Annotated in this window: 15 protein-coding genes; 6 read left to right on the top strand and 9 right to left on the bottom strand. The window is 63.7% G+C overall.

The features are described from left to right. Positions 1-139: 139 nt before the first annotated feature. On the top strand, positions 140-2041 hold the full coding sequence (locus DVU_RS13115; RefSeq protein ID WP_010940066.1) for a heavy metal translocating P-type ATPase: 1902 nt from the start codon (positions 140-142) through the stop codon (positions 2039-2041). A 7-nt stretch (positions 2042-2048) separates the two neighbouring features. Then, positions 2049-2465, top strand: a complete 417-nt coding sequence (locus tag DVU_RS13110; protein WP_010940065.1) for a MarR family winged helix-turn-helix transcriptional regulator — start codon at positions 2049-2051, stop codon at positions 2463-2465. A gap of 94 nt (positions 2466-2559) precedes the next feature. On the opposite strand, the gene DVU_RS13105 is transcribed toward DVU_RS13110, so the two are convergent. The 9 genes from DVU_RS13105 to DVU_RS13065 all read right to left on the bottom strand — a co-directional run bounded on the left by DVU_RS13105 (position 2560) and on the right by DVU_RS13065 (position 10625). Continuing rightward, entirely contained in the window at positions 2560-3570 is a 1011-nt protein-coding gene (locus DVU_RS13105; RefSeq protein WP_010940064.1) for an FAD:protein FMN transferase, read from the bottom strand. Continuing rightward, the gene (gene rnfB, locus DVU_RS13100) at positions 3567-4454 is read right to left on the bottom strand and encodes an RnfABCDGE type electron transport complex subunit B (RefSeq protein WP_010940063.1); all 888 of its coding nucleotides are present in this window, start codon (positions 4452-4454) and stop codon (positions 3567-3569) included. Before rnfB ends, DVU_RS13105 begins: the two co-directional genes overlap by 4 nt. A 69-nt stretch (positions 4455-4523) precedes the next feature. Next, positions 4524-5099: an electron transport complex protein RnfA gene (locus DVU_RS13095; protein ID WP_010940062.1), complete on the bottom strand. Its 576-nt coding sequence runs from the start codon at positions 5097-5099 to the stop codon at positions 4524-4526. Positions 5100-5108: 9 nt separating this feature from the next. Continuing rightward, entirely contained in the window at positions 5109-5780 is a 672-nt protein-coding gene (rsxE, locus tag DVU_RS13090; protein WP_010940061.1) for an electron transport complex subunit RsxE, read from the bottom strand. A gap of 11 nt (positions 5781-5791) precedes the next feature. After that, on the bottom strand, positions 5792-6367 hold the full coding sequence (gene rnfG / locus DVU_RS13085) for an RnfABCDGE type electron transport complex subunit G (protein ID WP_010940060.1): 576 nt from the start codon (positions 6365-6367) through the stop codon (positions 5792-5794). Between the two features lie 2 nt (positions 6368-6369). Next, a complete protein-coding gene (locus DVU_RS13080) occupies positions 6370-7326 on the bottom strand; it encodes an RnfABCDGE type electron transport complex subunit D (RefSeq protein WP_010940059.1) in 957 nt (318 codons plus the stop codon). A gap of 137 nt (positions 7327-7463) precedes the next feature. Beyond that, positions 7464-8669: a 4Fe-4S dicluster domain-containing protein gene (locus DVU_RS13075; protein WP_010940058.1), complete on the bottom strand. Its 1206-nt coding sequence runs from the start codon at positions 8667-8669 to the stop codon at positions 7464-7466. A 13-nt stretch (positions 8670-8682) separates the two neighbouring features. Further along, entirely contained in the window at positions 8683-9378 is a 696-nt protein-coding gene (locus DVU_RS13070; protein ID WP_223294645.1) for a cytochrome c3 family protein, read from the bottom strand. 656 nt (positions 9379-10034) lie between these two features. Beyond that, the gene (locus DVU_RS13065; RefSeq protein WP_011791669.1) at positions 10035-10625 is read right to left on the bottom strand and encodes an acetate uptake transporter; all 591 of its coding nucleotides are present in this window, start codon (positions 10623-10625) and stop codon (positions 10035-10037) included. 369 nt (positions 10626-10994) lie between these two features. On the opposite strand from DVU_RS13065, the gene DVU_RS13060 reads away from it, so the two are divergent. From DVU_RS13060 to DVU_RS13045, 4 genes are all read left to right on the top strand, one after another. After that, entirely contained in the window at positions 10995-11357 is a 363-nt protein-coding gene (locus DVU_RS13060) for an ArsR/SmtB family transcription factor (protein WP_010940054.1), read from the top strand. 17 nt (positions 11358-11374) lie between these two features. Next, positions 11375-11833: a DUF3124 domain-containing protein gene (locus tag DVU_RS13055; RefSeq protein WP_010940053.1), complete on the top strand. Its 459-nt coding sequence runs from the start codon at positions 11375-11377 to the stop codon at positions 11831-11833. A gap of 240 nt (positions 11834-12073) precedes the next feature. After that, entirely contained in the window at positions 12074-12802 is a 729-nt protein-coding gene (locus DVU_RS13050; protein ID WP_014524570.1) for a FadR/GntR family transcriptional regulator, read from the top strand. A gap of 122 nt (positions 12803-12924) precedes the next feature. Then, positions 12925-13950 (top strand): alpha-hydroxy-acid oxidizing protein, encoded by a 1026-nt coding sequence (locus DVU_RS13045; RefSeq protein ID WP_010940050.1) that lies wholly within the window; start codon positions 12925-12927, stop codon positions 13948-13950. Position 13951 lies beyond the last annotated feature (1 nt).

The raw sequence follows: 13951 nt of genomic DNA, 5'->3' as shown, positions 1-13951 counted from the left end.
ACACGGATTGATGTGATCTTTGTGTGCGTCGCAAGAGGCTTATGTTCTTATCCTGCTGATAAATAAGATGTTATTTTATCTTGATTGCAAAGTATTTTTGTATCAAAGATTTCATGCATAAAAAATATCAGGAGTCGGCATGATCGGACGTTTTGCGCATATCGGAACCTATCGGGAACTTCTGGATACACAGGAATTCATGCGCTGCCTTGGTGGCGGTGGCATCGCCCTTGCGGGGTACCTGTGGGGCGTCGGCGGCATGCAGCCGCAATGGCTTGCCGAGGCGATGGCCCTTGCCGCGGTGGGACTCAACGGGTTGCCCATCATCAGGGAGGCCATCAACGGGTTGCGCCAGCGGCGCGTGAACGTGGACGAACTGGTGAGCCTCGCCATCATCGGCGCCCTGTTGCAGGGCGAGTACCTGACCGCAGCCGTCGTCAGCTTCATCATGACGCTTGGAGCATTGCTGGAAGGGGCCATCAGTGACGCTGCGCGGGCTTCCATCGGTGCGTTGGCGGAGATGACCCCGGAGTCCGCGACGAAACTGGACGGTGATACCCCCGTCGAGGTGCCTCTCGATACCGTCCGCCCCGGCGACCTCCTTCTCGTGCGGCCCGGTGAGCGTATTCCCGTTGACGGCGTCATCGTGAAGGGGGTGACGGCGGTGGACGAGTCGACCGTGACAGGTGAGCCTGTACCCCGTGACCGTGGCGCAGGTGACAGGGTGTTCTCGGCGACCCTCAACTATAACGGTGTCATAGAGATCGTTGCGGAGCATGTGGGGGAAGATACGACACTGGGCCGCGTGGTGCGACTGGTCAACGAGGCCGAAGAGCACAAACCCACGACTGCGCGGCTGGTGGACAGGTACGCGAAGTGGTTCACGCCACTGGTGCTGGTCTGCGCTGCTGCGGCATGGTTCATCACCGGCGAGTCGTCACGGGCCGTCGCGGTTCTTGTGGCGGGGTGCCCCTGCTCCCTTCTCATGGCCGCCCCGACAGCGACGGTGGCTGCGGTCGCCCGCGCTGCGAGGAAGGGTATCCTCGTCAAGGGAGGTCGGCATCTTGAGGCCCTGTCCCGTGTTGACGCGGCCTTCTTCGACAAGACGGGAACTCTCACCCTTGGCAAACCATGTGTCCGCGATGTCTCTGTGGTCGAGGGCATGACGCGGCAGCGGGTGCTGGCCCTGGCGGCGGGTGTCGAACGCCATTGTACGCATCCGCTTGCACGTGCGGTGGTCGACGCCGCATCCGCGGAAGGCGTTGAGCCTGTCGTGGCGGAATGCGTGCTGATGGAACAGGGGCTCGGTGTCCGGGCCGGTTGCCCGGAAGGTGTCGTGGCTGTGGGCAGTGCCGCGTTCGCCGGGGGTGTCGACCTCCTGCCCGGAATACTGCGTGAGGCTCATGACGACATGGTGCGGCAGGGCGTGACACCGCTTGTCGTCACGCTTGAGGGCATGCCCATGGGCGTCCTCGCCGTCACCGACACCGTACGCGACAGCGCACGGGACATGGCCGTAGCGTTGCGCGGTCTGGGGGTGCATACGCTGGGCATCCTCTCCGGCGACCATGACGAGGCGGTGCGGCGCACTGGCGAAGCCGTGGGCATCGTCCAGCACCGGGCGGGGCTGAAGCCGCAAGACAAACTCGACATCATCAGGGATGCGCAACTTCAGGGCCGCAGGGTGCTTTTCGTGGGTGACGGCGTCAATGATGCCCCGGCACTGGCAGGTGCCGACGTGGGCATCGCCATGGGGGCGGCGGGAACGCATGTGGCGCTGGAGACTGCCGGAATGGCACTCACCCGCGATGAGGTCGGCAACATCCCCTTCCTCATCGGGCTCTCGCGGCGTATGCTCCGCATCGTAAAGGTGAACATCGCCCTCGGGTTGCTGTTCAATACGGTTGCGGTCATGGGAAGTGCGTATGGACTGCTTTCACCCATAGCAGCCTCGGTCTTCCATAATGTCGGTTCGATCTTCGTAGTGCTGCTGTCGGCATCCCTTGCGTTCAGCGACCGGGGAATGGTGCGGGGGCAATGAGGTGACTATGGATCAGACGGAGGAGCTCACATCGCTGCTCGTCGAGTTCTACGAGCGGTTCTCCTCTTGGGAACAGGGCGTCGTGCGCGAGTCGGGCATCACCTTGCCCCAGATGCACACGCTGGAGGTACTCGGTGTTGCCGGAGACCTTCGCATGAAGGAACTGGCGGAAAAGCTCGGTGTGACCACCGGGGCGCTGACAGTCCTCGTGGACAGGCTCGAGAGGGCCGGACTTGTGGCGCGTAAACCCAATGAGCGGGACCGTCGTTCCATACAGGTGGGACTCACCGTGGATGGCAGGCGGTATTTCGAGGAGCACCATAAGCTGCACTGCCAACTCTCCGAGGACATCGCGGCAGCGTTGGCACCGGAGGAGGCTCCTGTGTTCATGCATATGCTCAGGCGCATCATCACCCGACTCTGATACGGAGCACCGGAACACCCGAAGAGCGACTCCCCGGAAGGCATGACCTTCCGGGGAGTGTTCATTCTTGCCGTCGTGTCGTTCAGGGCGTCGATCAGGCGAAGGTCGCCCAGTTGGACGAGGTGAAGCGCCGGCCGTCGCGTGTGAAGATGCAGCAGGCGCGACCGGGCAGCGATGCCACAAGGCGCAGCGCGTCCTGCGGGGGAATGACAGAGAGCGCGGTGGCGAGGGCGTCCGCCTCCATCACCGTGGGGGCGATGACGGACACACTGCCCGTACTGGCGGGGCTGCGCCCTGCCACAGGGGTGATGAGATGGTGATGCTGGTGCCGTGCGTCGAAGTACACCTCGGATGTGCCCGAAGTGGCGATGGCGCATTCGGTCAGCCGCACGGTCTCGGGATAGGAGGCCCCTCCGTTGGGCGAGGCCACTGCCACGCGCCATGCCGTGCCGGGAGCCTTCATGCCCCGCACCATGATGTCGCCGCCCGCATTGACGATGTGGTCGGTGACGCCGTGCGCGGTGAGGACTGCGGACGCCATGTCCGCGATGTGCCCCTTGGCGATGCCGTCGAGGGTGATGCCCATGCCCGACCGGTCGAAGCCGAGTCGTCCGCTGCCGGACTGCAGGTGGGCAAGCCCCACCAGTTCACGGGCGGCCTTGAGGTCGGCCTCGTCGACATGCATGGTTCCACGCGGGTTGCCGTTGCGCCGGAAGAGGTCGACCACGGGCTGGACGGTGATGTCGAAGGCACCGTCGGTGAGGCTGCCGTAGCGACGGGCGCGGTCGACGAGGGTGACGAGTTCGGCGGGTGCGTCAGGCAGACGCCCGGCGCGGTTCAGTTCACTGACGGGGCTTGCCCCGTCGAAGCGGCTGAACACCGCCTCGAGGCGTGCCACCTCCGCGAAGGCCCGCCCGAGGGCCTCTTCCGCCTGCATGGCGGAGACTCCGGCGACCGTGATGCCGACGTAGGTTCCCATCTGCACACGGGTTTCGGTCACGGGCAGTGCCTGCGCCGCCCGGGCACCCACGGGCAGCCCGAGACAGAGACCGGCACCGGTGAGTCCGGCCATGCCGAGAAAGGTTCTTCTGCTGAAGGTCTTCATGCGTTGTCCCCCTGCTGGATGCCGGGTTGTTCCGAAACGGGCGGCGGGGCACTGTCGACAGTCTCTTGCGCGAGGTACACCGGGCACATGTGGCGCATGATGTTGCGCGGACAGGCCGTAACGCAGGCTTCGTTGCAGTCCGGGCCGTACGAGAGGCACTTCTTCTGGTCGATCTCGATGCGTCCGGTCTCCTGCGAGATGGCGTGCGCGGGGCACGCCTTCACGCATTTGCCGCAGTTGATGCAGCCCACCTCGCACACTTCCATGACAGCCTTGAGCTTTTCCTTGGTGGAGCACATCACGGCGACGCGCGCGCGGACGGGGATGAGTTCAAGGGTGTTGCGGGGACAGGCGTTGATGCACACGCCACACCCGGTGCACTTGGCAAGGTCGACGTGCGTCAGGCCGTTCTCGATGTGCAGGGCGTCGAAGGGGCACACCTCCACACAGTCGCCGAGGCCGAGGCACGAATACGAGCACGAGTCGGAACCGTCGAAGAGCAGGGCCGCCGCGGCACAGGAGGGCACCCCCTGATAGGCGTAGCGCGAAAGCACCTTGCCGGAGACCTTGTCGCAGCGCCGGAACGAACGTTGCGGTTCGGAGGCGGCAACGGTCTTGCCCGTGAGTTCACCGACTGCGATGCTGGTGAGTTCGCCGCCCGCGCAACAGCGGTTGGCCGGGATGTCGGGGTCGTTGACCACCGCCGTGGCGTAGCCTTCGCAGCCCGCATAGCCGCAGCCGCCGCAGTTGGCACCGGGCAGGACCTCCAGCACCGCTTCGACGCGGGGGTCTTCTTCCACATAGAAGACGCGCGAGGCCACGGCGAGCACCGACGCTGTCACCAGCCCGAGTCCCAGAAGCGTGATAACCGAGAGCGTAACCATGTTATCGTCCTTTTCTGTATGGTCACAAGGCACGGCCCGCGGGCCGCGCCCCTCTTCCGTTGATGCCGTCTACGAGGTCATGCCCTTGAAGGCCATGAACGCCAGCGACATGAGCCCCGCCATGATGAGCGCGATGGGCGTGCCTATCATGGCCTTGGGTACCCGCGCCGTGTCGAGTCGCTCGCGGATGCCCGCCATGAGCAGCAGCGCCAGCACGAAGCCGAGGCTGGAAGCCAGACCGTACGTGAGCGAGGTCATGAGGTCGTATTCTTCGCGCTGTACGAGGATGGTCACGCCCATGACGGCGCAGTTGGTGGTGATGAGCGGAAGGAAGATGCCCAGTGCCGCATACAGGGGGGGCACCATCTTCTTGAGGAACATCTCGACGAACTGCACAAGCCCCGCGATGACCAGAATGAACACGATGGTCTGGAGATAGGCGAGGTCGAAGGGAACCAGCACATGGTACTGGATGAGCCATGTGCACAGCGTCGCCATGATGATGACGAAGACAACCGCCGCCCCCATGCCGAGGGCCACGCCCTTCTCGCGGGAACAGCCGAGATACGGGCAGTTGCCGAGATACTGGGCGAGGACGATGTTGTTGACGAAGATGGCTGAGATGAAAATCTCGAATACGTCCATGGTGTCCCCCTACTTGATGCCCGCGCAGGCCCTGCAGGCCGCGCAGCCCGACTGCGGGTTCTCGGGTGCTTCAAGGCCCTTGCGGCGTGCCTGCCACGTGTTGATCACGTTCATGGCGGCAAGGGTGAGGCCGAGGCAGATGAACGCCCCCGGTGCCTCGACCATGATGCCGAAGGGCTGGTAGCCCTGCCACATCACCTGCGTGCCGAACAGCATGCCCGTGCCGAACAGTTCACGGATGCCACCCAGGAACACCAGCGACAGCGTGAAGCCGAGGCCGATGCCGAGGCCGTCGGCCAGCGAGAGCGACACCGGGTTCTTGGCGGCGAACGCCTCGGCGCGACCGAGGATGATGCAGTTGACCACGATGAGCGGCACGAAGATGCCGAGTTGCTGGTAGAGGGGGTAGGCATAGGCCTGCATCAGCAGTTCCACCGCCACCACCAGCGAGGCGGAGATGGCGATGAAGCAGGCGATGCGCACCTTCTTGGGGATGATGTTCCGCACCATCGAGATGATCATGTTCGAGAGGGCGAGAACGAAGATGACCGCAAGCCCCATGCCGAGGCCGTTGCTCGCCGTCTTGGTCACGGCGAGGGTGGGGCACAGGCCGAGCACCAGCCGGAAAGGTGGCAGTTCCTGCCACAGGCCCTTGGTGAATTCCTTGATGATCTGCTGCATGACTGACTCCCCTAGGGCCACGCCTTCACGATTTCGGGCTTGAGCTGGGTGTAGACCTTGGCCGCATTGCCAAGCGCGGTGACCGCGCCGGTCGAGGAAATGGTGGCACCGGACACGGCGTCGATGGGGCCGCCCTGACTCTTCAGCTTCGAGTCGATGGGCTTGCCCATGAACTGCTCCGTGAACGAGGGTTCGGCGATGAGCGTACCGAGGCCGGGGGTCTCTTTCATGGTGGTGACGCCGATGCCCACGAGGGTGTCACGCGAGACGTCGAAGCCGACCATGATGCCCACGTCGCCCCCGAATCCCTTGCCGAAGTCTTCGATGGCGACGCCGATGAGCTTGCCGCCCTTGCGTCCGGGGAACACCGTCACCTGCTTGCCATCGGGCAGGGTGAACTTGCGCCTGTCGGCGATGGGCGAGTTGTCGATGTCGGTGAAGACCTTGAGGATGGCGGGGCCCTGCACGTACGTCATCACCTGTTCCTCGATGCGGGGGGCGGTGCTCATCTTGAGGTACGAGAGGGCGAAGCCCGCGATGCCGCATATGCCCGAGAGCACGACGATCATTTTGATGATGTCACGCATGGCTACTTCACTCCGAAGGGCTTCGGGTGGATGGAATCGAGCAGCGGGGCCAGCAGGTTGATGAGCATCACCGCGAAGGGCACGCCGTCGGGGTAGATGCCGTAGACCCGGATGATGATGACCAGCGCGCCGCCGATGAGGCCGTAGAGCATCATGGGTATCTGCCGGCCCGGTGAACTTGCGCCCTCGGTGGCGAGGAAGAAGCCGCCAAGCAGCGTGGAACCTGTCAGCAGGTGGAAGACCGGGGTGGCATACAGGTCGGGATTGAGGATGTTGAAGATGGCGGCCACGGCCACCACACCCACGAAGAAGCTCAGCGAGATTTCCCACCGGATGGTGCCACGGGCTGCGAGGTACGAGCCGCCGAGGAACAGCGCCCCGGTCTGCGCCGCACCCAGTCCGCCTATCTGGTTGCCCATGATGAGGTCGGTGAGGCTGATGTCGTGCACCGCCGCCGCGCCGAAGAACTTGAGGCGCACCAGCGGGTCGATGAGCATGGTGTCAAGCTGCATGGCGTTGGGGTCCATGAGGACGGGCCACGACACGTGCAGCATGGCCCAGCCGACCAGCGCCGTGTTGATGGGGTTGGTCCCGAGGCCGCCGAAGGCCATCTTGCCGAGGCTGATGGCCAGCGTGACGCCCACGATGACCAGCCACCATGGCGCGTTCGCCGGAAGCAGGAATGCGAAAAGCAGGCTCGATACCACGGCGGTGAGGTCGTCCACTTCGGGTTCGCGACCCATGACGCGCTGGCAGAGTGCCTCGACCACCACGCCGGTGGCCATGGCGAGGGCCATCACCCGCGCCGCCGGAACGCCCCAGTGCCATATGGCCATGAGCGCGGCGGGTGCCAGTGCGAGAAGCGTGCTGATGCTGGCCTTCTGCACCGTGCGTCCACAGTGCCAGAAGGGCGGGACGCTCACCGCCAGCATGACCGGCTGTCGTTTCGTTTCGGACATGGTCTCCTCCCTAGTCCCTACTCGAGGTGCCCGGTCGCCGCACGGCGGTGACGGGGCGGGTGTTCATCGAAGGCGTGGCCGACACGTTCGCGCTACGGCCCCTGTCGGGTACGATTCGCGGTGCGGGCGGGCGCATCCTACAACTCCACGAAATGACACACGGTCTTCTCGGCGAGCTTCTGCTTCGAGAGACGTATGTACTGAAGCACAGGGCGCCGTGTGATGCACACGTACCCGCAGAGTCCGCATTCGAGGCACGAGTCGATGTGTGCGGCCTGACTCCGCTCGTGCAGGGCGAATTCGGCGTAGCGGCTCAGGTTGCTGGGGTTGATGTTGGCCGGACACACCAGTTCGCACGCCCCGCAGCTGATGCAGGGGTTGTGTCCCTTCATGGGGGGCACCGCACCCTTCTCGACGACGAAGAGGCCGTAGGTGCCCTTGGTCACGCTGCGGTCAAGGCGGTCGAGACTCTCGCCGCGCAGGGGGCCGCCGCGGACGACGGTGTCGCCGTCCTGCAGTTCGATGCCCGCCACTTCGAGCAGTTCACCGATGGTGGAGCCCGCCCGCACGATGTAGTTGCCCGACTTCGTCGAACTGGCGATGGTGAGCACCGTCTCGATGAGCGGGGTGCCAAGCCTGCCCACGCGTCCGAGGCTCCAGATGTTGTGCAGGCCGACGACGCCCACGTCGTCGGGGTTCTCAAGCCCCGTGACGGCCTTCACCACCAGCTTGTCGATGCTGTTGGGGTATTCCGGCTCGACGTAGGCGGTGGTGATGCCGTCGAAGACCAGTTGCGACCCCTTGGGAAGGGCGATGACCACCTTCTCGGCACGCGACATGCGGCGGTGCAGTTCCATGCCCACACGCAGGTTGTTGACGTGCGTCTGCAGCATGGGTTCGGCCCACGTGACGCCGGGGTCGGGGTTCAGCGCGTTGATGATGAGGGTCTTGCACTTGCGGCCCAGCGAGCGGGTGTTCACACCCAGCTTCTTGACCGCGAGGGCGAGTTCCTCACCTTCAAGCCCCTGTGCCAGAAGGTCTACCGGTTCCACGACGGGGACGTCTTCGGCCGGTTCGGCGGCAGAGACGAAGATGCTTCGCTCGGTGATGTCGGTGACGACACCGTGGATGGAGGCGAACAGGTCGCCCTTGGCGGGGGAGGGGTGTTCGGCGAGGAGCATGCCCGGATGGACGACGCTCTTCTTCTTGAGGCCGGCCACCAGTGTGAACCCTTCCCTGTTCAGGCGTACCTTCGAGGGGGCGGGGGCTTCGCAGAAACGCTCCGTCACCCCGTAGACGAGATGGAAACGAGGGTCGTTCAGAATCTGGAAACGCTGTCTCATGGTGGTTCTTACCTTATTTCAGGTGGCACTGCTGGCATTGGTCCTTCTTGAACGGGCCCTTGCCCTCCTTCTCGTGGCACGACATGCACTGCCCGTGGAAGGCGGCCATGCGTCCGGGCACGAGGTCCTTGAGCTTCTGGTCGGCATGGCAGGTCTGGCAGCTTGCACTGCCGGGGCCGACCACCGCCTCCTTCGTCGAGGCGAAGCGGGCACGCGTGTCGGTGAAGGGGTGGCAGCTGGCACAGCCCTTGACCCCTGCGTCGAACATGTCGGCATGGCAGGGGGCGCAACGGGTGTGGACGGCGGTCTTCCTGTCCGGAGAGGCCCCGTTCTTGCCGTCGCTGTGGCAGTCTGCACAGTTGGTGGGCGTGGGTTCGATGGAGGTGTCGTGGTGGCAGTCTGTACAGGACGGACTGTACCCCTGCGCGTGGGCATCGTGGTCCCACTTGGCGGCTGCGTACTCGCTGTGGTGGCAGGTCACGCAGGAGGCGCCATCGTTGATGGCGGCGGCGTGGTTCTTGCGGAAGGCGTCGTCGAACGTGACACCGTGGCAGGTTCCGCAGGGTTTGACGTTTTCGCGGGGTGTCGCGCTTTCATGGTGGCACCGCTCACAGGGTACTGCATAGTCTGCGGCGTGTTTCTTGTGGTCGAACACCACCTTGCCACCTGCGTTGTCGAATCGGATGCGCGTCGGAACGGCTCCGGCCACGTCTCCTGGTATTGAATAACCAAACAACGCGACAATTGCCATCAGTCCAGTGAACACAACAACGGAGATGTAGCGTTTGGGCATGGCCAACCTTCATCAATGAGAAGTTACAACGATGCACTCCTGACGAACTTTTGCATGGACATTGGCATGTTGTGAGGGTTTTGGAAAGTGATGGGCTGTATTTTCTAAAAGAACATTATTTCACAAGCCTTGCACTCGGTTGCGGAGAAAACCCGGGTAAGTGGCGTAATCCTTGTGAATGCATCGTATAGGCAAGCGCAAGGCCTTGAGAAGACTGCATTCGGAGTCGACTGGTTCATTTTTCCCGCGACGAAGTGCGAGACAGGCGTTCTGTATTTATGCAACGGGTTCTAGGGGGACAGTCGAAGCCACACTGCCGGTATCGGGACGAATACATCAATGAACCGGAATGGTATGCAATAAAAAATGCAGTGTGCTGTGCGTCCTGCACTGTGTGAGCGCACAGTGTGAACGAAGACGGCGCGACGTCCGTACTGGACTGTCGCGCCGGCGGGTCATGCGGGGTGTGGGCGTTACGCCACAACTTCGAAGAATGGGCTTGTTTCCGGGGCGCGTCTTGAAGCCGAGGGCTGCCCGGTCATTGTCGCCGCGTCACCTTGTTGAAGTCGTGGTCAGAAAGGCAGCACCTTGCGCCCCAGTTGTTCATGCAACACTTCTGCCATGGCAAGGTAGATGGCGCAGGCACCGGTGAGGATGCCCTCCCAACCGGCGATGGTGCCGATGGTCTCGCTGCCCGTCCAGTCGCGTGCCGCCAGCAGGAAGAACAGCACCGTAAGCAGCAGGAAGATGAGCCGCAGCACCACGCTGGAGCGCAATGTTCCAAGCAGCATGAACAGCGTGAAGACGCCCCACATGAAGAGGTACCAGCCCATGTAGGCATGGGGAGTGGCTTCAGCCCAGCCGAGGCGGGGCATGACGATGAGACCCACCAGCGAAAGCCAGAAGAGACCGTAGGAGGTGAAGGCGGTGGTGCCGAAGGTGTTGCCCTTGCGGAATTCCATGATGCCGGCGATGACCTGCGCCAGCCCGCCGTAGAAGATGCCCATGGCGAGCACCATCGCGCTGATGGGGAAGAACCCGGCGTTGTGGATGTTGAGCAGCACCGTCGTCATGCCGAAGCCCATGAGCCCGAGCGGTGCGGGGTTGGCGTATCTGGTCTCCATGATACCTCTCGCAGCGTTGCGCGTTGTGCCTTCCGCCATGCGGGCGGGGCGGACGGGGCGGTTTTCGATGATGCCGCCATGTGTCACGAAAAGGTTGTTTGAGCAATCTGCTAGTGAGTGCTTACGCGATACGGTTTCTGGGATCGCGATTCGGGGGCGGGATGCGTGGCGGAAGTCCGCCCCGGGGCGGTGGCGCGTTGACGCGTGCTGGCTGTGTCCGCGTGATGCTGCACCTCTCCCGTGGCGCCATTCGCGTGCGAGCGATGCCCGTTGGCATGTCGATGTCGACACTGCGCCGGGGCACCGTCAGACGCGGCATCTGCATCGGTCTGCGCGTTCCGGGAATGCTTGCATCGGAGGGGTCGCGCGGGTTAGCCTCCAGCACGTTCAACTATCCGGAGGTACAGCGTGCGGGACGACACCCCCGTCTGCGAACAGCACTGCGAACACGGCGACATCATCGCCCGTGTGCGTTCCCGTCTTTCTCCCGACGCGGACGTGACGGCCCTCTCTACCGTATTCAAGCTCATGGGTGACCCCACGAGGCTGCGTATCCTCGAGGCCCTGTCCATGGATGAGCTTTGCGTGTGCGACCTTGCGGCGCTATTGTGCCTCACCCAGTCTGCCGTGTCGCATCAGCTGCGACTGCTGCGTGCCTCCAAACTGGTGCGGTTCAGGCGCGAGGGCAAGAACGCCTTCTATTCACTTGATGACGACCATGTGCGAACACTCTTCAGGCAGGGCCTTGAGCACGTCCGGGAACGGACATGAGCCAACGGAGGTTTTGTATGTCAGGACTGGCCGGTCGTTTTGTCTGCGTACTCTGTCTCATCACGCTGCTGCTGGCCGCTGTCCCCGGACATGCCGGAAGCCCGCGTTCCATCTACGTCCCGGTGTACTCCAGCGTGGTCTACGGCAACAAGGAACGCACGCTGAGCCTCACGACCATGCTTTCGGTGCGCAATACCGACGCCCGTTTGCCTGTGACCCTCACCGAGGTGCGCTACGTCAACGAGAAGGGGCAGACTGTTCGTAACTACCTCTCTGCCCCCCTGCTGTTGCCCCCACTGGGGTCTGCGCGCTTCATCGTGGAAGAGCGCGACGACACCGGTGGTCTCGGCCCTTCGTTCATCGTCACATGGAATGCGGCGGGGCCCATTTCGCCATTGCTGGTACAGGGGGTGATGATAGGGACTGCGGGCACGCAAGGCATATCCTTCATCACCGAGGGCCGTCCTCTGCCGTGACCCTTTTCCCGCCTGCGCTGGAAGCGGTTCGCGTGTCGTCTGACGCAGGCGTCCGGTAGCTGCTGGCAGCGTCCCCTTCCGTCGTGCGCGCACGGTTTCTCGGCAAAAGCCGGAAACCGTGCGTTTCTATCGGTAACAACATGGAATGAAAGCCATAAAAAACCGCATTGACAGGGTGGGCCGGAGATGTGATTGGTACAACCAATTATTGGTTGGACCAATCACGCAAGGCACCTCTCCATGAAGACGCATCAGATGCCGGTGTTCAAACCGGCACGGCGAAAACGCCTCCACGAAGAGATCGTGGGCCAGATACGCACCCTCATCGACGAGGGTGAGCTGAAATCCGGCGACAAGCTCCCCCCGGAGCGTCGACTGGCCGAGCTCTTCGGCGTTTCCCGGCACTGCCTGCGTGAAGCCATCCGCGCGCTCGAACAGCAGCGCATCGTCACCTGTCGCCTTGGCGACGGCACCTACGTCCTCAGCGGTTCCGAAGAGAACCTCATCGAGCCCTTCGCCGAGGTCATCGAACAGCGACGCGAGAAGCTGCGCGAGATTCTCGAACTGCGACGTCTCATCGAACCGCAGATAGCCTCGCTGGCGGCGGTCAACGCCACCGGGCAGGACATGGCCGAGTTGCGTGACGCGCTCGCGCGCCACCGGGCTGCCATCGAAGGGGGCGGCACCGGTTCGGACGAGGACGGCGAATTCCATCTGCTCATCGCACGCGCCACGCGCAACTCCGTTCTGGAGGAGATGCTGGTGCGTCTGCACGACATCCTCAGCGAAAGCCGCGATTTCACCTTGCAGACGCCGCGCCGCAGGCAGTGGGCCATCATGACCCATGAGCGCATCATGCGCGCCATCGAACTGCGTGACGCCCAGCTGGCCTTTCGCGAGATGCATGAACACATCCTCCGCGTGGAGGAGCTTTTTCTGGAGTGGGTGCATCAGGAGGAAAGACCATGAGCGCAGCCCCGCCCGAAGGCGCGGCCTGCCGCGCACCCATCCACCCCACCGCAACCGCGACCCACGGCATCGGGACTGTGCGCCCCGCACCGCCCATGTTCGCGTGGCAACGGAGGAGCCTCATGAAAGAGATACGAGACAAGGCACGCCAACTCATGAAGGGCTACTGCCGCGTGTGCCCCGTCTGTGACGGGCGCGCATGCGCCGGAGAGGTGCCCGGCATGGGCGGTCTGGGCACCGGAAACGCCTTCCGCAACAACCTTTCGGCCCTTGCTGCCGTCAGACTCAACATGCGCCTCGTTCATGGCGTGAGCGCACCGGACACGCGTACCACGCTGCTCGGGCTCGACCTCGACATGCCCGTGCTCGCCGCGCCCATCGGAGGTGTTTCCTTCAACATGGGCGGTGGCGTCAGCGAAGAGGACTACATCGACGCCATCGTGCGCGGTTGTAACGAGCGGGGGCTCGTGGGCTGCACAGGCGACGGGGTGCCGCCCTTCATCCATGAGAGCGGTTTTGCCGCCATCACCGCAGCGGGCGGGCGGGGCATCCCCTTCGTCAAGCCGTGGGACGGCGATGAACTTGACCAGAAGCTGGACAAGGCCCTCGCCACCGGCTGCAAGGTGCTTGGCATGGACGTCGACGCGGCGGGCCTCATCACCCTGCGCAAGATGGGCCGCCCCGTGGCCCCGAAGACGGCTGAAGAGCTTGCCGCCATCGTCACCAAGGTGCACGGGGCCGGGGCACGGTTCATCCTCAAGGGCATCATGTGCGCCGACGATGCGTTGCGCGCTGCCGAAGTGGGTGTCGACGCCATCGTGGTCTCCAACCATGGCGGACGCGTCCTCGACCATACCCCCGGTACCGCAGAGGTGCTGCCCGCCATTGCCGATGCCGTGAAGGGCCGCCTTGCCGTGCTCGTTGACGGCGGTGTGCGCGATGGCGTGGACGTCTTCAAGATGCTCGCCCTCGGTGCCGACGCCGTCATGATAGGGCGTCCGTTCTCCATCGCCGCCGTGGGCGGCCTCGCCGAAGGTGTGGCCAGCTATGTCGACACCCTCAAGGCACAACTGGTGCAGGCCATGATCCTCACCGGCAGTGCCGATGTGGCGGGCATCTCCCGCGCGGCCCTGTACGGGAAGGTCTAGC

Source organism: Nitratidesulfovibrio vulgaris str. Hildenborough (assembly GCF_000195755.1).
Lineage (GTDB): Bacteria > Desulfobacterota > Desulfovibrionia > Desulfovibrionales > Desulfovibrionaceae > Nitratidesulfovibrio > Nitratidesulfovibrio vulgaris.
The sequence above is the reverse complement of the archived record's forward strand: the minus strand, read 5'-3'. Positions and strand labels throughout refer to the sequence as shown.